This is a genomic window from Carboxylicivirga litoralis (genome assembly GCF_025499605.1).
Lineage (GTDB): Bacteria > Bacteroidota > Bacteroidia > Bacteroidales > Marinilabiliaceae > Carboxylicivirga > Carboxylicivirga litoralis.
In genome coordinates this window covers 94317-113934 of the sequence record NZ_JAFMVC010000013.1, presented here as the reverse complement: position 1 = coordinate 113934, position 19618 = coordinate 94317, and the positions used below count along the sequence as shown (strand labels likewise).

Sequence of the window (19618 nt, the reverse complement as noted above, 5' to 3'; positions counted from 1 at the left end):
CATTGCTGATTGCCCTTCCATATCTTTTGAGATAACTTCTATCTGTTTGCTTTAAGCTTTGCAGCCATGGCAACACCTAATTGCCAGCAGGCTTCGTATTTGTCTTCTTTTAATGCATGCTTTTCTTCCACCGCATCGGCTACTTCTTCCCATTTAAGGTTTTCGCCAACTTCGCGCAACTTCTTAACCGAAGCACCTGCCCAGGTGAATGAACCTAATACTCCAAAATAATGATTAACAACACCCATGTGCTGAAGCTTGTTAGTTAAAGCTTCCATGTTAGGGTGTAATTCATTGCTGTAGGTTGGGCTACCAAGAATGATACCTTTGTATTTAAAGATGTCAGAAATGATGTAGGATGGATGTGTTTTACTTACATCATAAACACGAACATTTTTAATGCCACTTTCTGTTAAAGCACGGGCTGTTACTTCGGCCATTTCCTCAGTATTTCCATACATCGAAGCATAAGCGACAACTACCCCTTCTTCACCTTCGTATTTGCTCCATTGATCGTACATTTCAATCATGCGGGCAATGTTTTCACGGTAAATAGGGCCGTGTGAAGGAGCCACCATTTTTAAATCCAGACTGCCTAATTTTTGAAGTGCTTTTTGCACTGGATTGCCATACTTTCCAACAATGTTAGAGTAGTAGCGTCGCATTTCGTCAATGTAATGCTCAAAGTTTAGTTCATCGTCGAAAATGCCACCATCAAGTGTGCCGAAGCTACCGAAAGCATCAGACGAGAAGAGGATTTGATTGGTTTCTTCAAAACAAACCATCGACTCTGGCCAGTGTACCATTGGAACAGTATAGAAAGTCAGTTTATTTTTACCAAGATCGATGCTGTCGCCTTCTTTAACAATTTCGAAGTTGCTATTGATACCGTAATATCCTTCAATCATTGGAACCGTTTTTTTGTTGCCAACAATTTTCATTTCAGGATACAATTCAGTTAAAATGCGTATAGCGCCTGAATGATCAGGTTCCATATGGTTGACTACAAGGTAATCAACTGCTCGGCCATTTAATATAGCTCTTACTTTTGCAATCCATTTTTCGAAATGTCCTGCTTCAACAGTATCAATAATAGCTACTTTTTCGTCGGCAATAACATATGAGTTGTAAGAAACACCACGATCAAGTGGCCACATGTTTTCAAATAAGCTTGTGCGACGATCATTTACACCAACGTAAAAAATATCTTCAGAAAGATTTACCGGTCTGTACATATTTGTCTGGTTTATATTTTATCTAGTTTATTTCGGTATTTGAATGCGCAAAAATAGGAAAAAGTTAAGGAGTAGAAAGAATAATTATCATGATATGTGTCGTTTATTGATGTTGAAGGCATAAAAAAAGCCGGAACATAATTGAACCGGCTCATCGTAATTTCTTAATAATGCTTATGCTTTACGAATTAGCAACCAAACATCATTATACTTTTCAAACTTCTGGCGGATGGAGCCAATCTTAAAACGGGCAGTATCTTCTTCGTTGTAGGCCGAGACAGAGACACGGTACAAGCCATTTTCGTTTTCAAGCAGAACCGGTAAAAAACCTTCTTCAATCAATTGTTTTTTATAGTTCTGAGCATTTTCCAAAACGCGGAAAGAGCCAATTATGACGTAGTATTTATAAACTTCAGCACTTTTATCATCAATAACAGTTACTTTTTCTTCCTTCACCACAATTTTTTCAGGTTTGGGTGTTGGTTGCTCTTTAACAACAGGTGTTGTTTCTTCTTTTATATAGGGGCTGTCGCTATCGTCAAAACTAGACGAACCGCCATTTAGCGATGCACAAGAAACAATCGATAGTGAGATGAAAGCTAATGTTAAGAATTTAAATAGTTGCATTTGAATGGTTTTAATATTATCGATTAATGAAGCTGATAGCTTCATAAAATTGTTTGCGTTTGCGAAAATAATTCCAATTTTCTTCTGTTGCTACTTCTTCTAAATAATCTTCAAAAATATTGCTGAAAACATTAGAGAAGGTGAAATGTTCAGATTTTAAAAATTCAGGCTTATGTATTTCTTTTATTCGTTTTATGTATTTATCAAGAATCATACCTTTATTAAGGTTTGCTTTATACTCGCCGGTTTCTTGTCCTTTATCTATATTGTTGCTCAGGTGCTTACGAATTAATTCAAATTTTTTGTTTTGGCAGTTTCGGTACAGCTCTGGATTAATATCAGCAATAAACACGTAATTTGCAGGAGACAGTTGCTCGAAACGTTCGTAAATTTCCTGGCCGCTAATGACCATGCTATCAACGGCATTTTCCGATTTATATTTGTCGTAGTCAAGCACATCCATTAATTCCTGACTTTTTAAATCAAGTATCTGTTCAATTAACGATTCTGGTGTTGAAGCCCAGGTTGTTATTTCGTTTAACTCGTAATTCAGCTCTTGACAAATTTCCAATAGATTTATTTTATTGGCCTTTTTCCTGCGTAGATAATTTCGAATTTTGATGAGTATTTCTCGCTTATCTTGTTTCATAGCATAAGGTTTAATTGTAAGATGAAGCAATTATAAAAGCTTAAAATAATCATTTTGAAACAAAAGAACGAATCGGCTTCAATTATCGATATATCCGGTTTGAGTTAAGTGCTCGTTGAAACTTGGCTGCATTGATATTGTGCTGCTTCAGTGTTTTTGCAAAGTTATGATAGCCTGAAAAATCTTCTTTAGCACACATATACAGGTATTTGTGTTTCGTGTAATTTAATACAGCGTCAATGCCCGAAACCGATGGAATCCGGATAGGACCTGGAGGCAGACCGGCATATTTGTAGGTGTTATATGGCGAGTCGGTTTTTAAATCTTTCGTCAGGACTCGTTGAATGGAAAAATCGCCAATGGCATATTTAATGGTTGGATCGGCCTGTAAGCGAATGTTTTTATTGAGGCGATTAATGTATAATCCGGCTACCTTAGGTTTTTCATCATTTTTGATGGTTTCTTCATCAACAATGGCTGCCAGTGTGCTAACTTCAACAGGAGTAAGCCCTGCTTGCTTTGCTTTATCGATGCGCTGAGCTGTCCAGAACTTTTTATATTCCTTGTGCATGCGCTTTATAAAACCTTCAGGTGATGTATTCCACCAGAATTCGTATGTATTAGGAATGAACAAAGCTGGTGATGTTGCTTTACTAAAGCCCCATTCTTTAAAAAGAGATTCTTTGTTAAGTGTTTCCAAAAGTTCAATACTGTCACACTCTAAATAATCACTTACTTCGCCCGCCAACTCAGCCATTGTTCGGATGTTATTAAAAGTCACTTTTACTGGCGTTTGATTGCCTGAGCGTAGTGTATTAACCAAATCATTATTAGTCCAGTTATTCTTAATACGATAACGTCCGGGTTTAATATTAATATAGTTTTTTTGCTCAGCTACCCATTTAAAACCATCAACATCTTTCAAGTAACCCGCTTCTTCTAGCGCTATACACACATCTTCAAAATCGGAACCTGTAGGGATGTAAAAGTATTCAGTACCTTCAGCTACTGTAATATTCGGGGCGTATATTTTATTATAAAACGATTTACCTACAAATATTGCCACTACAATGAACAGTAATGCTGCATATATGAGGCGCATCAATAGCTTGTTGGGTTTATTGCTTTTGCTTCGTTGCTTTATTGACATGATTTTCGATTAAGGTTTTATTTTAAAACAAGCTCAAATTAGAGAATGTTGACTTCTGGTTCAATGGAAATACCAAACTTTTTTTTGACATCTTCTATAATTTGTTGTGCCAAATTTAAAATATCCTGTCCACTCGCGTTTCCTTTATTAACGAGAACCAGCGCCTGTTTATTATGCACGGCTGCATCACCAATGGCTTTGCCTTTCCATCCTGTTTGTTCAATTAACCAGCCAGCTGGTACTTTAATATGCTTGCTGTCTATCGGATAATTGGGTATCGATTCAAATTGATTTTGTAGTTGTAAAAAGTGGTCCACTTCAATAATTGGATTTTTAAAGAATGAACCGGCATTGCCCAATTCTTCCGGCTCCGGTAATTTGCTTTTTCTTATTCCAATTATGGTTTGGCGAACATTTTTTAAACTAATCACCCCTTTTTTTTCTACCTCTTCTTTTACAGGGCCGTAATCGAGCGTGTAGCTTTCAGTTTTATTGAGTTTATAAACCACAGAGCTGATGATGATTTTATTTTTCAACTCTGATTTGAAAATGCTTTGGCGATAGGCAAAGTGGCAATCGGCATTACTTAGTTCAAAAGCTTCTGCATTTTCGATATAAAAACCTTTCACTGTTTCAATACAATCTTTTGCTTCTACACCGTAAGCTCCAATATTTTGTACTGGAGATGCCCCCACATTGCCTGGTATATAAGAAAGGTTCTCTAAACCATACCACTTGTTATTAACACAGTGTTCTATAAAGACATCCCATTCAACACCAGCCCCAACTTCAATCCATACATGACTTTCATCTTCTTTAATAAGTTCAATAGTTGATAGTTGCGGATGAATGATGAGTCCATCGAAATCATTGCAGAATAAAATATTACTACCACCTCCTAGTATAAAGTATGGCTGAGGATTCTCTCTTAGATAATGAAGGGCTTCTTTAATAGATTCAACTGTATGGCAGGCTATCAATTCTTTTGCTGTAGCTTTTATGCCAAAGGTATTATAGGTACTAAGATCAACCTTATTTGTGGTATTTATCATTTCTATATTATTGAACCAACAAAGATAAAAGAATCCTGCAGAGAAAAGTAATGACAAAACGGCAAGAAGGGTTAACAGAAGAAAAGAGAAGGCAAAATCCTTCTCTTTTTTATATCCTGTTCTGTTACTGCTTGAAATTTATTTCTCAGTTGAATCAACTTTGAAGAATTGAATCATATTATCCAGTTCTCCTGCCTGGCTAGATAACTCCTCGGAGCTTCCAGCCATTTCTTCAGCCGAAGTGGCATTCTGCTGGGTTACCTGGCTAAATTGTTGGATTGAAGAATTGACCTGATTGACCCCTTCAGCTTGTTCAGAACTGGCACTTGAAATTTCTTGTACTAGTTCGGACGCATTTCTGACATTAGGTATAATGGCTTTTAACAAATTATTGGAATTCTCAGAAACGAGCGTTCCTTCCTGTGCTAATTCAACAATCTCATGTGCGGCTGCTTTACTACGTTCTGCTAATTTTCTCACTTCAGCAGCTACTACAGTAAAACCGCGACCTTGTTCACCTGCTCGTGCAGCCTCAACTGCGGCGTTAAGAGCCAGGATATTGGTCTGCTCCGCTATATCAACAATCGCTTTAATTTTATCATTGATATTTTTCGACGATTCAACGTTTTTTTCTGATGCAGAAGCAATACTTTCAATTGATTGGCTGGTTTCATTTGTAATCAATAATGCCCTCTTGGCATTAGCAGATGTTTGCTGAATATTTGAAGCCATTTCCTCCATCGATGATGATATTTCTTCAGCCGATGCAGCTTGTTCGTTAACACCGTTAGAGATTTGTTGTGCACCCGACGTCATTTGTTGACTGGCAACAGCTAGGTTATCTGAGCCGGTTTTGATGTTACTTACAATACTTTGAAGTTGCAAAGCCATGTCGCTTAGTGCCTTTGCTAGTTGACCAATTTCATCGTTGTGGTCTATATCTACTTTTGCCGTTAAATTACCTTTGGCCATCTCATTTGCAAAAGCAACTGATTTTTTAATAGGATTCAGCAGGTTCATAGTAATTAAATAGGCTAGTATTGCTGAAATAATAACTGCTGCAATAATCAACCATATAACAACCAAGCGAGTAGAATTGGCCCTTTCCAGCATGGCTTCATCTGTTAATATATAATCCTTCGATTGTTCAATCGTTTGGTCAAAGAGGTGTCCCATTGTTTCCAGATGTTGCATTGTTTCATTCTGATAAATGCTATTGGCTTCATCCATTCCATGCAAATGTACCTCGGTCCATTCACCAAATTTGGATAATTCTGTTAAAACAGCTTTCGTGTTAGACCTGATGGTGGTGTTGAAGAATTGCTCAGCTTGTGTTTGATTTCCTTGTTTTAGAAATGATTCGGCTCGATAAACGCTTGAGTGAAGATTATCGTGTTTTTCAGAAATGCTTTGTAAAATATTTTCAAGTTCAGGATGACTTTCTTTAAGAAATTTTAGGTCTTCAGAATTTAACCATTTACCAAAATTACATTTAGTAGGGTCTTTAGTAACATTTATGTTTTTGGCCTTTTTAATAAAGATGGCATCTTTTACATTATTCATCCAATTGATATGGTCTAATTCGGCTTGTTTCAATAAAACCGTTATTCGCCAGTCCATTTGCTCAAATACTTGATCTAATTTAATGGCTGATTCGTGTAAATGCTGATGTGGTTCTTCAAACTGATCAAATATTGGTTTTAACTCAGGGACTAATTTTTCCGCATTTTTACGGCCTTCTCCATAATACCATTTGCCAAAAGCGCACTGGTGAGGATCGGTTTGGACTGTTATTTCAGTAACATTTTCATCGGTTAATAAACGATTTAGATCTTTAGCCCAAAGCAGGTGGTCAACATATTTTGTTTCAAGATTTGTGCGAAGTTTGTTGCCATCAATTACTTCATTGGCATCTGATACAATACCTCCAATACCATTAATAGCCCAAAAGCCGGATAACAAAAGCAAGGAGATAATAATGCCGAAGGAAATCAAAAATTTAATTCCCAGTTTTAAATTATTCCATTTCATGATGTGTGATAATTGTTCTAGTTATTTTTCCATGAGCTGTTACGTCATTATTGAAGAAGAGTTTCTGTAATGACAAACAGGAAAAATAGTACCTAAATCAATAAAAACATTAAAGCCTTGATGTCAGATAGGTAATGAATAACAAAACTTTAAATTTAACCTTTCTTAACCGCTTGTGGGTTTTGATGAGTTACTAATGAGGTATTTATGTTACGTTCTTTCACATCTTTTTTAATTTGTTCAATGTTTATGGTATGCTCATTGATTCCTTTTTATGAAAAGGAAAAAGTAATGATGGCAAATGATGTGTGGGAGTTGATGATCAATTCATTTGATTATGAACGAAGACGATGTAAACAAGAGTTTGAAGAGATTTGTGAACGCTCTTCGTATCAGTTAATAGAGTTACGAAACAATAATCAATTACAAGGTATAGTAGGATATTGGGACTTTAGTAAATGGATTGCTATTGAACACCTAGCCGTTCAGAAAGGTGAAGATGAGACGCAGATCGTACCTGCCTTGCTTGAGCAATTATTACAAACAACCGCCAATGGAGTGATTATTATTGCAGAAGTCGATATTTTGCAAAATAGTAGAGGTCATTCGATTAAAAGCCTATATAAAAAAACAGGTTTTATCGAAAATCCATTTGTTTATATTCAACCCTCCTATCACAAGGGATGTGCGTCATTTCCTCAGCGAATTTTAAGTTATCCGAGTGCCATTAATTACGGACAGTTTAAAGAATTACGTAGCCTGCTATACCGGTTTGTTTACGGTAAAAAGAAAGTTATTTAATTTATATAAACTACAACGTCAATAAGGGGATGTGATGGCTTAATTTCACCGTTAACCAGCATATACCAAACAAATATTTACTTTTGTGCTAAAACTGTGTTATGACAAAAGTAAAAGCTTGGATTAGTGCATTTCGATTACGCACTTTGCCTTTAGCACTTTCATCAATAATAATGGGAGGTTTTTTAGCAGCCTACTATGACGCTTTTAATTGGATTATATTCCTATTAGCCTCTCTGACTACATTATTTTTACAGGTTTTATCTAACCTGGCCAATGATTATGGCGATACGGTTAATGGTGCCGATCATGAAGAACGAAAGGGCCCGGCACGTATGGTTCAGTCGGGTTTAATAGCTTTAAAAAGCATGCGTCATGCCATTGTTTTGTTTTCCATTTTAAGTTTCATAACCGGGTTGGCCTTAATTGTTATAGCATTTGGAAGTGCTAATGCGTTGTTAAGTCTCCTTTTTATTTTACTTGGAATAGCTGCCATTGCTGCAGCTATGAAATACACAATGGGCAATAATCCATATGGCTACAATGGGCTCGGAGATTTTTATGTATTGCTATTTTTTGGTTTAGTTGGGGTAGCTGGTTCATTCTATTTGTATATGCACGAGATACGATGGGAAGTATTGTTGCCAGCATCGTCGGTTGGATTTTTAAGCGCAGGCGTGCTAAACCTTAATAATATGCGCGATGAGCAAAGTGATAAAATGGCCAATAAAAATACTTTAGTGGTTAAGAAGGGGATTAATTGGGCAAAAAAATACCACTATTCACTTGTTGTTGGTGCATTACTTTTGAGTTTTGTATTTGTGTTGTTTGGTGAGCTAACTGCATATAAGTTGTTGTTTTTGTTAAGTCTGCCGTTATTTATTCGTCATTTGATTGTTGTGAATAAAGCAAAAGAGTCGAAAGCGTTTGATCCTGAACTAAAGAAGTTGGCTCTTTCTACGCTTATTTATGTAATTTTATTTGGTGTTGGACTTATATTGGGCTAATTGAAATGCATAAAGCGGAATTTGTTAAACGAGAATTAGAATTTAAAGAAGCAGGAGGAACTTCCAGAGGTGTTCTTTATACCAAACCAAGTTGGTTTATAAAAATTACAAATGAGGAAGGTTGTAGTGGAATTGGTGAGTGTTCTATTATTCCATCCTTAAGTTTGGATGATGCGCCCGATTTGGAAGATAAAATTGAAGAGGTTTGCAAAAATATCGATGCATATCTCTTGGATTTTCATTCGTCTTTAGTTGCGTATCCTGCTTTGCGATTTGCCATAGAAATGGCCTTGCTTGATTTATCCAATAAAAGGCCTTTTCATTTGTTTGATTCAAGTTTTGTCAAAGGAGACGATTCCATCACCATTAATGGATTAATTTGGATGGGCGAAGCTGAAGAAATGCTACGTCGTATTACTCACAAGCTCCAAAGCGGTTTTAAATGCTTGAAACTTAAAGTTGGAGCGATTGATTTTGAACAAGAGCTTAGTTTATTGACCACTATACGTCAGCATTACTCAGCTGATGATTTGGAAATAAGGGTAGATGCTAATGGTGCTTTCGCTGCAGGGGAGGTGGAAGAGAAGTTACAGAGGCTTGCGAACTTTCAGATTCACTCAATTGAGCAACCCATAAAAGCCGGGCAAATTGAAGAAATGCATCATACTTGTCAAACTTCACCAATTCCTATTGCCCTAGATGAAGAGTTGATAGGTGTTTCTGATTATAATGACAAGAAATTACTTTTAGAATCCATAAAGCCACAATATATTATTTTAAAACCAAGCCTTTTGGGAGGATTTTCTGCTAGTGATGAGTGGATTGAACTGGCAGAGAAACTGAATGTTCAATGGTGGGCTACATCGGCTTTAGAAGCCAATGTGGGATTGAACGCCATTGCACAATGGGTTTTTACTAAAAATAATCCATTGCGTCAGGGGCTTGGAACGGGGCAGGTTTTTACCAATAATATCGAATCGCCGCTTTATCTCTCTGGTGAGAAACTGTTTTATCAACCTAAAGGTGTTTGGGAGAATCCGTTTGTATGACAAATGCCTATTCATATCGTTTGTTTCAAACCATCATATATAATGATGAAGGGTATAGAGGAAAAGAAGCTATATTGACATTGGCTCAGCAACTTGTGAACGATGATGAGGAAGAAAAGCATTATATTGGACAATTTTTGTCAGACTGGCTCAATGATAATGACTTTATAGAATTACAAACATCTGGCAGTACGGGAACTCCCAAAATAATTAAAGTCAAAAAGGTGGCAATGGTTGCCTCCGCAAAGCGCACAATTGAGTTTTTAAAGTTGCAGCCATTTGATTCTGCATTGTTATGCCTGTCGGCAAAGTACATTGCCGGAAAAATGATGTTGGTTAGGGCAATGGTTGGGCAGTTAAACTTGGTGACCTCAACAGTTAGCTCAAATCCAATGGAAAGTATAAGTCGCGACATTGATTTTGCTGCCATGGTGCCAATGCAGGTGGCAACTATTCTGGAGGAGAATAAAAATGCTTTTAAGAGTATTCGCCACCTGATTATTGGCGGAGGAAGGGTGAATGCTCAAATATCAAAGGCGTTAAGGACGCTTAAGGTTAATGCTTGGGAAACTTATGGCATGACCGAAACAGTTTCTCATATTGCTTTACGAAATATCAAAGATGAAAGAACAGGGTTTCGTGTATTACCAGGTATCTCCGTTTTAAGTGATAAACGGGGCTGTTTGCTTGTAGAAGCATCGGACATAAATGAACAGCCTCTTGTTACTAATGATATCGTTAAGTTTAACTCTTCTAATGAGTTTACTATAAAAGGACGATACGACAATATTATTAACACAGGTGGTGTTAAAGTAATAGCCGAGGATATTGAAACAAAACTTGCGCCGTCAATAACGGTGCCTTTTGCTATTTCCTGGAAGAAAGATGATTTGTTGGGGCAAAAAGTAGTACTCGTTTGTCAATCAAAAGAACCGGTTATTCTTGAAAGCATTGGGTTTCTTACGAAATTTGAGTGGCCCAGGGAAGTGATATGCATTGATAAAATCCCAATGACCGAAACAGGAAAAATACAACGCAAGAAATTGCAACAACTCATAGATAAATAGTGTTATGCAGTGGGCAATATATTATATTTGCTGCGCACTATTTTTGATTGAATACAATGAAAACTTATTTGTTAGGTAGTTGCGTTGTCCTGATGCTGTTGTTGGCATCGTGTTACAATCAGCGAGAGAATATTAATTATAGCACTTTTTCAGAACCGGTTAATCCGGAGAAAAAAGATATAGAATCATGGGAAGCAACCGGACGTGGTTTGCACCTTTCGTTTGGCTCAAAAGATGTTAAGTACGCAAAAGGGCAGGTTCCAATGAAAGCCGTTACAAAAGAAAAACAGCTGACAGCCTGGAGAGGTGAGCGTGTTTCATTTCAGGCTGTGTTGTGGAGCTCCTATGATGTCAACCAAGTAGAATGTGTTTGGAGTGATCTTGTGTCGTCGGATGGAGATACTATTGGTAATGATATAATAGAAACGCACTTCGTCCGATACATTATGAGTGATGCTGATTTTGTGTCAGAAGAAGCGGATGAAATGACCTGGCGCGATTCCTGCCTGATTCCGGATATGCTTGATAATTTACCATGTATTGATGTTGAATCTCAGTCTGTTCGGCCTTTGTGGGTAACCATTAAGGTGCCAAGAAATGTAAGTAAAGGAAGTTATAATGCCTCACTTAAAGTGTATTCTAAGGAAAACCCACCGCAAGAGTTGAGAGTGCAGCTAGATGTAATTGATAAGGAGCTACCTGCATCCGGAGAGTGGCGATTTCAAACAAATATGTGTATTAATCCTGTTACAATAGCCCAGTGGCACAAGGTCGAATTATGGTCAGAAGAGCATGTTGAGCAACTGACACCTTATGTGGAATTAATGAAGTTGGCAGGACAAAAAAATATTAATGTTTCCATCTTTAATCAATATAATACGCCAACTCAATTACCACTTATAAAATGGAAAGAGATATCTGATGGAAGATTAATGGCCGATTTTACCAACTTCGATAAATGGGTAGAAACATTATCTGAGCTAGGCGTAAAAGAGCAAATTGATTGCCTGGCATTTCGTCCGGAAGGCGTTAATACAATAAGTTATATATCAGGTGAAGGGCAAATAGTTAATCAATCAATAGATATTTATGGAGACGCAGTTTTAATTAAAAATTGCTATGCACAGCTTATTCAACATTTAAAAGAAAAAGCACTGTTCGAAAAATCAGTTTTCGTAATAGGAGCAGGAAATTCAGAAGATATCACATTTTTAAAGGAGCTTATTGCATCAGTTGATGCAGAAATTAAACTTGAGCTTGTTGCGCATGAGTGGACAAGTGGCATTATGCAAAATGTTTATGCCGCTAATGTGCCTTCCCAGTTCAGTAATTTAAAAGAGTGGTTTAAGTTGCGCCATCAGAAGGGATTAGAGACTTCTTATTTATTAGGAGCTAAAGATAATTATCCGAATATTTGTTTGCGATCGCCATCAGCACAGGCAACCTGGTTAGGTTGGTATGCGGCGTCGCAAGGTATAGATGGTATTCATGTTGACCAGTTTAATAATTGGGGTAACAAGCCTTTAGTTGAAGCGCGCCTTCCACAGGCAAGCTCTGGAAGTAGTTTTCTTATTTACCCCGATGCACGAAGTTCTATTCGATACGAACGATTAATTGAAGGCATCCAGGATTTTGAAAAGCTGCTGATTTTGAGGGAGCAACTATCGGCTGTGGGAGAAGATAAAAATGCTAAAAACCTCGAATTAATCGATGAGGTATTAAGTGACTTTGTAATTGACCGTATTCCGCGCGAAAGTGCAAAACAGATGGTGACCAATGGTCAATTGCTTATCAACCAAATAGTGAATGAGTAATGACTTTAATTGCAGGTGATTGTTTATCATCTATTTATACATTAGATGAATATTATCATTTAACAATCCACTTATCTTTTCTTTATTTGTATTATCGATTCATGTCGAGATAAGTCAATAAAAGTCAAATTGTAAAATTCAAATAAAAACAAATGAAAGTATTATCAACAGTATTACTAAGCCTTTTCTGCCTAACGGTGATGGCACAGGAGGAAAAAGAAGGCTATGAGTTTGAGACAATTTATGATTTAGAAGCAACAAGTGTAAAAGATCAGCATCGTTCTGGTACTTGTTGGAGCTTTTCGGCTTTGGGTTTTTTCGAGTCAGAAATGATTCGTATTGGAAAAGAGCCAACAAACTTATCTGAAATGTTCGTTGTTCGCCATTGTTATGCAGACAAAGCTGAGAAATATGTTCGTTTACACGGTTCATTAAATTTTGGCCCCGGTGGAGCTTTTCATGATGCTGTATACGTGATGAAGAAGTACGGAATGGTCCCAGAGGAAGCATACGCAGGACTTGAGTACGGAGAAGAATCACACGTTCATGGCGAAATGGATGCTGTTCTTAAAAACTATGTAGATGCCGTGATTAAGAATAAAAACAAAAAACTGACTCCAGCCTGGAAAAGTGGTTTTGATGGTGTTTTGGATGCTTATTTAGGTGCAGAGCCAACTTCTTTTGAGGTAGATGGTAAATCATATACACCACAAACTTATATGAAAGAAAAAGTAGGTTTGGATATGGATGACTATATTCAGGTAACATCATACACGCACCACCCAACCTATGAAACATTTATTATTGAAGTGCCAGATAACTGGTTGTGGGGAGAAGTTTACAATGTAACTTTGGATGATTTAATGACCATATTTGAACATTCATTAGAAAATGGATATACCATTGGTTGGGCTGCTGATGTGAGCGAAAAAGGATTCTCGCACACCAATGGAGTCGCTATAGTTCCTGAAAGTGATGTTAAAGAAATGTCAGGTTCGGAGCGTTCTCGTTGGGAGAGTATGTCTCGTGCCGATCGTAATAAAGCGCTTTATAGCTTCGATAAGCCTGTTAAAGAAAAAGAAATTACACCGGAGTTGCGTCAGGAAGCATACGATAACTACCAGACAACAGATGACCATGGAATGCAAATCACTGGTATGGTAAAAGACCAGAATGGTACAAAGTATTTCAAGGTGAAGAATTCATGGAATACCAACAATAAGTACGATGGTTATTTCTATGCTTCTGAAGCTTTTGTTAAGTACAAAACAATGTCGATCATGATTAATAAAAATGCTTTGACTAAAGACTTAAAGAAAAAGCTTGGTATTAAGTAATTTGCGAAAAATATTTTTTCGATAGGGGTGGCGGAAGTCACCCTTTTTTTATTCCTTTAGAAAAAGTAAAGTAGAATGTTATGAAGATATATGCTGTTTTAGCACTTTTATTATTTGTTTTGATATCCAATGGTAATGCCCAATCTAAGGGAAATAAGGCACTGGTTTTAATTGACATTCAGGATTTTTATTTTCCTGGCGGCGCAACTGAGTTGGTTGGTGCTGAAAAAGCTGCAGATATTGCTTCGGAAGTATTAAAGATTTTTCGCCAAAAAGGCGATTTAATTATACACGTAAAACATCGTGTAAAGTCAGGTGGTGAAATTTATCAAGCGGTAAAAGCTATTAAAGGCGAAAAGGTTATTGAGAAATCAGAGGTCAATGCTTTTAAGGGAACGCCATTGAAAGAATATTTAGAACAAAACAAAGTTAAAGAATTAGTGCTTATAGGTATGCAAACGCACATGTGCCTTGAAGCTGCAGCAAGAGCAGCTGCTGATTATGGATATAAAGTAACGGTTATAAGTGATGCATGTGCAACTCGAGATTTAAACTTTAATGATAAATTTATCTCAGCTGAGCAGGTTCATTATTCTACATTATCAACCCTTAAGAGCTATTGTGATGTAATTACTTTTGAAGAATTTGAAAAAAAAATTTTTGAATTAATTAAAAAAACTTCATATTTGTAAATGTTAAAATGTGTGAATAATTAGAAAAGGGAAGCCACACAATGATTTAGAATTACAAACTCGCGTTAAAAAAGTTTAAAAGATTGCTTTTAAAGTAATTATTAGAGAACTTTATTTATGCGAATTGAGTATAAAGATTTATGAAGCTTTCTTCATAAGTTAGGGTTAAGGTTAGGTTGAAGAAGGAATGTTTGAAAAGTCAAGCATTCCTCTTTTTTTTGCCCCTAACTGAACCATTTGTACTTGAAGGTGTTATATCAATAGTTAAGATTTTTTTCATAGATTTGGATTTTGAGTTAAGGTTAGAAGGAAAAGGAGTTATGCATTTAACTCCTTTTTTCGTTAATACTTTGCAGTTATCTGCTGAAAAATCATAGACTTAATAGGTCAAAAAGTCCATAATAAACAAGAAATGTTAATGAATTATGTCGCTAATGTTAATTCATAGTATGTGGACGTTATTATTGTTCGCAATTAGTGATTGAGTTATTCGTATTTTAATATATTTGCATTGGGGAATGTAAAAATTTAAAGATGAATCGGGGAATGTATAACAAATGGAAAGTCCTACTTGTTGTTTTCTGTTTAATTGTTACAGGTCACGTTAATGCATTGGAAGAATTAAGGGATAAACCAGATGTTGATGACGTAACAGTTATTTCGGATAAAAACTGTCAGGAGCTAATTGCGAAAAAAGGGAAAGCACTATTTGAAGTGAAGGCCAAGTATGATGGTGCTATTACTATCAGCTGTGATGAATTATCGGATAAAATGGGTTTAGTTACAGTGTTCTCAAGTGACTATAAAGAAATAATTGCGCAAAGCCTGCATCTGAATGACGAATCGATTTCTTTTACATCAAAAGCGGGAGATCTTTACTACATTGTTTGGCAATTTAAGCAAGACGATCTTACTTTAAATTGGAAGGTTAAGCAGCAGGAAGAGAAGGGGATTAGTTTTGAAAATGCTATTGTTGCGACTCCTGGAGTGATGCAGGTAAGTCATAGAGGTGGGTATGACAGGTGGTTTATTTATAAAGCTGAAAGAACGGGTGAAGTAGCTTTTTCGAGTTATGGGCATACCAATGAAAACACCTGTTTGTTTGTGTATAATGAGACTCGTGAAGTAGTGATTGGCTCAAGCAATTTTACAGAAGGGACTTTGCAGTCAAAGGTTATTGTTAATGTACAAGAAGGCGAGACCTATTTCATTAAATGGTCAAGTGCATTCACTAAAGGTGATTATAACTGGACACTTGCATATTTATAGTTGTTGCATGTGATTTAAAACATATAAAAAAGGACTATCCATAACGGATAGTCCTTTTTCTTTGCTGATGTTAAATCTTATTTTCTAATCAGAGCTCCTAATTCTCTTTCGTAGTTGCTCATCATCTTATTCATGATTTTATCAATTTGCTTGTCGTTAAGCGTTTTTGTTTCATCTTGAAGGATGAAGCTAACCGCGTACGATTTCTTATCTACTCCTAATTTTTCGCCTTCAAAAACATCAAATAAAGAAACACGCTTAAGCAATTTCTTTTCTGTTTTATGTGCAATCTGTTTTACTTGCTCAAATTTCACATCTTTATTTAGTACTAAGGCTAAATCTCGTTTTACTTCTGGGAATTTAGAAATCTCAGTATAAGTAACTGTTTTTTTACTGCTCTTCTTAAGGATAATATCCCATTTGATTTCAGTAAAATAAACGGGCGTATCAATATCAAAAGCCTTAAGTAATTTACCATTTACCAAACCAAAATCAATAATCGGTTTATCTCCTTGAGATAAGCTTAAACCTTCGGCAAATAAATCAGACTTTGTTTCTTCTTCTTTGAAATCGGTAAACGATAATCCAAGGCGTGATAAGATGTTCTCCAGCTGATTCTTTAAATCGTAGAAGCTAACTTTTTGCTCTGGTGTATTCCAGTTCAAGGCAGCTTTATTTCCGACCATGAATAGTGCCAGTTTTTGCTCTTCATCGTAATTGTTCAAATCACTTTTATCCGATTCTGCCTTGTAATGATAGCTATTTCCGAATTCAAAGAACTTTAAGTCGCTGTTACGTCGGTTAACATTATGGTTGATGGATTCTAATCCGCCAAATAATAATGTTTGACGCATACCGTTTAAGTCATTACTCAACGGGTTAGCTAATTCAACCACATTTTGACGAGGATAGGACTCTAGTGCTTCATAATAAGCTGCCTTAGTTAGTGAGTTACACATTATCTCACTAAAACCTTGTGATGTAAGCTGGTTAGCAATTATATTTTTCGATTTATGGTCATCAGGCTTCTGCGAATAAACAATAGTACTGTTTACCGATGAAGGCATTTCAATATTGTTGTAGCCATAGATGCGTAGAATTTCCTCAATTATGTCAGCTTCACGCTGTACATCCACTCTGTATGGAGGTACTGAAAGTTTTAATCCTTCTTCCGTTTCAGAAACAATTTCAATTTCAAGAGCTGTTAAGATGTTCTTAATCGTTTCTTTGGTTAGTTCTTTACCAATTAAACGGATGATATTATGGTACGTCACATCAATCTCGAAATTTGCTACCTTTTCAGGGTAGATGTCGGTAATTTCGCTTGAAATCGTTCCGCCAGCTACTTCTTTAATTAATAGTGCAGCGCGTTTAAGAGCATAAATGGTCATGTTTGGATCTACACCACGCTCAAAGCGGAAACTGGCATCGGTGCTTAATGTATGGCGCTTTGCTGTTTTACGCACCCAAACCGGATTGAAGTAAGCACTTTCAAGGAATACTTTTGTAGTCTTTTCACTCACACCACTCTTAATGCCGCCAAATACACCAGCGATGCACATGCCACCTTCTGTGTTACAAATCATCAAATCTTTATCTGATAATTCACGTTTTTCTTCGTCAAGTGTTATAAACTCTGTACCGTCGGCTAATGTTTTAACAATCACTTCATCGCCAATAATTTCATCGCCATCAAAAGCATGAAGTGGTTGGCCTAACTCGTGTAATACAAAATTAGTAACATCTACAATGTTGTTGATAGGATTCAGACCAATACCCTTCAAACGGTTTTGTAACCATTCAGGCGATTCCTTAATGGTGACATCACTGATTGTTACGCCGCAATAACGAGGACATGCTTCGGTATTTTCAACGGTTACTTTTACAGGGTAGTTGGTGTTCTCAGTTTTGAAATCATCTACTGCAGGCAATGTTAATTCAACACCTTCTTGATGTTGTTTGAGGTAAGCAGCCAAATCGCGGGCAACGCCATAATGAGAAGAACCATCCACACGGTTAGGTGTCAGGTCAATTTCAATGGCAATGTCATTTTCAACTTTAAAATAGTCTTTAGCTAATGTACCTGGTTTAACATCTGTGGGCAGTACCATAATACCATCGTGACTGGTGCCAAGACCAATTTCATCTTCGGCACAAATCATACCCATTGATTGTTCTCCCCTGATTTTTGACTTTTTAATGGTAAAGTTTTCGTCGCCACTGTATAGAATTGTACCAACAGTTGCTACTACTACTTTTTGACCGGCAGCTACATTAGGCGCTCCACAAACTATAGGAAGAGGTTGTTCACCTCCAACGTTTACTGTAGTAACGCTTAGTTTATCCGCATTAGCATGCTTTTCGCAAGTTAAAACTTCACCGATAACCAGGCCTTCTAATCCACCTTTGATTGATTGAATCTCTTCCATGCCACCAACTTCCAAGCCAATGTCGGTAAGTATTTCAGATACTTTTTCTGGTGCTAAATCAATATTCAGGTAATTTTTTAGCCAGTTGTATGAAATATTCATTCGTCTAAAATCATTATAAGTTGAACATCAAAGCGATGCATTATGCAACGCCAACTTCTCTAAAAAAGAGCTAACAAAAGTAGTTAATTAGATTTCGAATAACGAAAAAAATAAGATTTGATTTCAGTAATATCTTAGCATTAAGAGCAAAGAAGGAATTTAAAGTAATAATCAAATAGTGGCTTTTGTCCCTTCAAATGCGAATCCATATCTTTGATGTTCATATAGATTCAAAAATGACAAAAGAAAAAAGTTCGCGACCATTAATTTTGGTAACAAATGATGATGGTATCAAAGCCGGAGGTTTAGAGTCGCTTGTTAAGGTGTTAAAACAGGTTGGAGATGTGGTGATTGTGGCACCTAATGAGTCTTACTCAGGTATGTCTCATGCTATTACGGTAAAAACACCTTTATATGCTAAGTTAGTAAAAGAAAAGGAAGGTCTGAAGCTGTATAAAGTGAACGGAACACCTGTTGATTGTGTGAAATTGGCAATTAATGTTTTGCTCGATAGAAAGCCTGATTTAGTGGTGTCAGGTATTAACCATGGAACTAATTCCAGTATTAGCCTGCACTACTCCGGAACTGTTGGGGCAGCACGTGAAGGTGCGCTGAACCAGATTCCGTCCATTGGTTTTTCTTTATTGAACTACCATTACGATGCTGATTTTTCTGAAGCAGTTCGTGTGGCTGAACATGTTGTGAAAAGTGTTTTAAATGACAAGTTACCTTCAGGTACCTTTTTAAATGTTAATATTCCTGATGTTCATCCTGTAAAAGGAGCCAGGCTAGCCCGCCAAAGTAAGGGTAAGTGGGTTGAAGAATTTATTGAAAGAGAAGATCCGCGTGGGCGCAAATATTATTGGTTAACCGGTCATTTCGAAAACCTGGAGCCTGAATCAAAAGATACAGACGAATATTTCCTTGATAAAGGTTACGCAGCCGTTGTGCCTTGCCATCTGGATGCCACTAATTTTAACCTTTTACCTTATTTGAAAGAGCAGAATTATGAATTGTAAATGCAATAAACTTTATATTGGTATTTTAATAGGTGTTATTTTACCAATTATTATGTCTTTTGGCTTGTATTACTTTGTTTACAAGGGTGGCTTGGCTTATTGGCCTTTTATTAAGCAGATGGTAAATATGGGTAGTATTGGAAAGCTTTTAAGTATTAGTGTTTTGCCTAATCTTATTGTTTTTTTAATTGCCATTAATAAAGAGCGATTATTGGCTGCACGCGGCATTGTTACATCAACCATATTGTATGCCATTGTTGTTATTGCTTTTCGATTTTTACTTTAATT

17 protein-coding genes are annotated in these 19618 nt (G+C 36.6%); 10 read left to right on the top strand and 7 right to left on the bottom strand.

Features of this window, described 5'->3' with window-relative positions:
• Positions 1–38: 38 nt before the first annotated feature.
• The 6 genes from J1N10_RS13260 to J1N10_RS13235 form a co-directional block, all read right to left on the bottom strand.
• Positions 39–1235 carry an FprA family A-type flavoprotein gene (locus J1N10_RS13260; protein WP_262327201.1) on the bottom strand — a complete coding sequence of 399 codons (1197 nt, stop codon included), beginning with the start codon at positions 1233–1235 and terminating at the stop codon, positions 39–41.
• Positions 1236–1409: 174 nt separating this feature from the next.
• Positions 1410–1862: an SPOR domain-containing protein gene (locus J1N10_RS13255; protein ID WP_262327200.1), complete on the bottom strand. Its 453-nt coding sequence runs from the start codon at positions 1860–1862 to the stop codon at positions 1410–1412.
• Between the two features lie 16 nt (positions 1863–1878).
• Complete coding sequence (locus tag J1N10_RS13250) at positions 1879–2511, bottom strand: hypothetical protein (protein WP_262327199.1); 633 nt, start codon at positions 2509–2511, stop codon at positions 1879–1881.
• A gap of 82 nt (positions 2512–2593) precedes the next feature.
• Positions 2594–3661 (bottom strand): endolytic transglycosylase MltG, encoded by a 1068-nt coding sequence (gene mltG / locus J1N10_RS13245; RefSeq protein ID WP_262327198.1) that lies wholly within the window; start codon positions 3659–3661, stop codon positions 2594–2596.
• A gap of 38 nt (positions 3662–3699) precedes the next feature.
• Entirely contained in the window at positions 3700–4713 is a 1014-nt protein-coding gene (gene murB / locus J1N10_RS13240) for a UDP-N-acetylmuramate dehydrogenase (RefSeq protein ID WP_262327197.1), read from the bottom strand.
• A gap of 138 nt (positions 4714–4851) precedes the next feature.
• Complete coding sequence (locus tag J1N10_RS13235; RefSeq protein WP_262327196.1) at positions 4852–6744, bottom strand: methyl-accepting chemotaxis protein; 1893 nt, start codon at positions 6742–6744, stop codon at positions 4852–4854.
• Between the two features lie 207 nt (positions 6745–6951).
• Here J1N10_RS13235 and J1N10_RS13230 point away from each other — a divergent pair, with 207 nt between their 5' ends.
• The 8 genes from J1N10_RS13230 to J1N10_RS13195 all read left to right on the top strand — a co-directional run bounded on the left by J1N10_RS13230 (position 6952) and on the right by J1N10_RS13195 (position 15780).
• Positions 6952–7545 carry a hypothetical protein gene (locus J1N10_RS13230; RefSeq protein ID WP_262327195.1) on the top strand — a complete coding sequence of 198 codons (594 nt, stop codon included), beginning with the start codon at positions 6952–6954 and terminating at the stop codon, positions 7543–7545.
• Between the two features lie 101 nt (positions 7546–7646).
• Entirely contained in the window at positions 7647–8552 is a 906-nt protein-coding gene (locus J1N10_RS13225) for a 1,4-dihydroxy-2-naphthoate polyprenyltransferase (protein WP_262327194.1), read from the top strand.
• A gap of 5 nt (positions 8553–8557) precedes the next feature.
• Positions 8558–9601: an o-succinylbenzoate synthase gene (locus tag J1N10_RS13220; RefSeq protein WP_262327193.1), complete on the top strand. Its 1044-nt coding sequence runs from the start codon at positions 8558–8560 to the stop codon at positions 9599–9601.
• Positions 9598–10668: an AMP-binding protein gene (locus J1N10_RS13215; protein WP_262327192.1), complete on the top strand. Its 1071-nt coding sequence runs from the start codon at positions 9598–9600 to the stop codon at positions 10666–10668. Before J1N10_RS13220 ends, J1N10_RS13215 begins: the two co-directional genes overlap by 4 nt.
• Positions 10669–10724: 56 nt before the next feature.
• The gene (locus J1N10_RS13210) at positions 10725–12482 is read left to right on the top strand and encodes a DUF4091 domain-containing protein (protein WP_262327191.1); all 1758 of its coding nucleotides are present in this window, start codon (positions 10725–10727) and stop codon (positions 12480–12482) included.
• A gap of 152 nt (positions 12483–12634) precedes the next feature.
• Positions 12635–13819 (top strand): C1 family peptidase, encoded by a 1185-nt coding sequence (locus J1N10_RS13205; protein ID WP_262327190.1) that lies wholly within the window; start codon positions 12635–12637, stop codon positions 13817–13819.
• Positions 13820–13899: 80 nt separating this feature from the next.
• Positions 13900–14511, top strand: coding sequence for a cysteine hydrolase family protein (locus J1N10_RS13200; protein WP_262327189.1), 612 nt, complete (start codon positions 13900–13902; stop codon positions 14509–14511).
• Positions 14512–15045: 534 nt separating this feature from the next.
• The gene (locus J1N10_RS13195; protein ID WP_262327188.1) at positions 15046–15780 is read left to right on the top strand and encodes a hypothetical protein; all 735 of its coding nucleotides are present in this window, start codon (positions 15046–15048) and stop codon (positions 15778–15780) included.
• 77 nt (positions 15781–15857) lie between these two features.
• On the opposite strand, the gene pheT is transcribed toward J1N10_RS13195, so the two are convergent.
• A complete protein-coding gene (gene pheT, locus J1N10_RS13190) occupies positions 15858–18311 on the bottom strand; it encodes a phenylalanine--tRNA ligase subunit beta (RefSeq protein ID WP_262327187.1) in 2454 nt (817 codons plus the stop codon).
• A gap of 236 nt (positions 18312–18547) precedes the next feature.
• Here pheT and surE point away from each other — a divergent pair, with 236 nt between their 5' ends.
• Both surE and J1N10_RS13180 read left to right on the top strand, forming a co-directional pair.
• Positions 18548–19330 carry a 5'/3'-nucleotidase SurE gene (surE, locus tag J1N10_RS13185; RefSeq protein ID WP_262327186.1) on the top strand — a complete coding sequence of 261 codons (783 nt, stop codon included), beginning with the start codon at positions 18548–18550 and terminating at the stop codon, positions 19328–19330.
• Positions 19320–19616, top strand: a complete 297-nt coding sequence (locus tag J1N10_RS13180) for a hypothetical protein (protein ID WP_262327185.1) — start codon at positions 19320–19322, stop codon at positions 19614–19616. Before surE ends, J1N10_RS13180 begins: the two co-directional genes overlap by 11 nt.
• Positions 19617–19618: the final 2 nt, after the last annotated feature.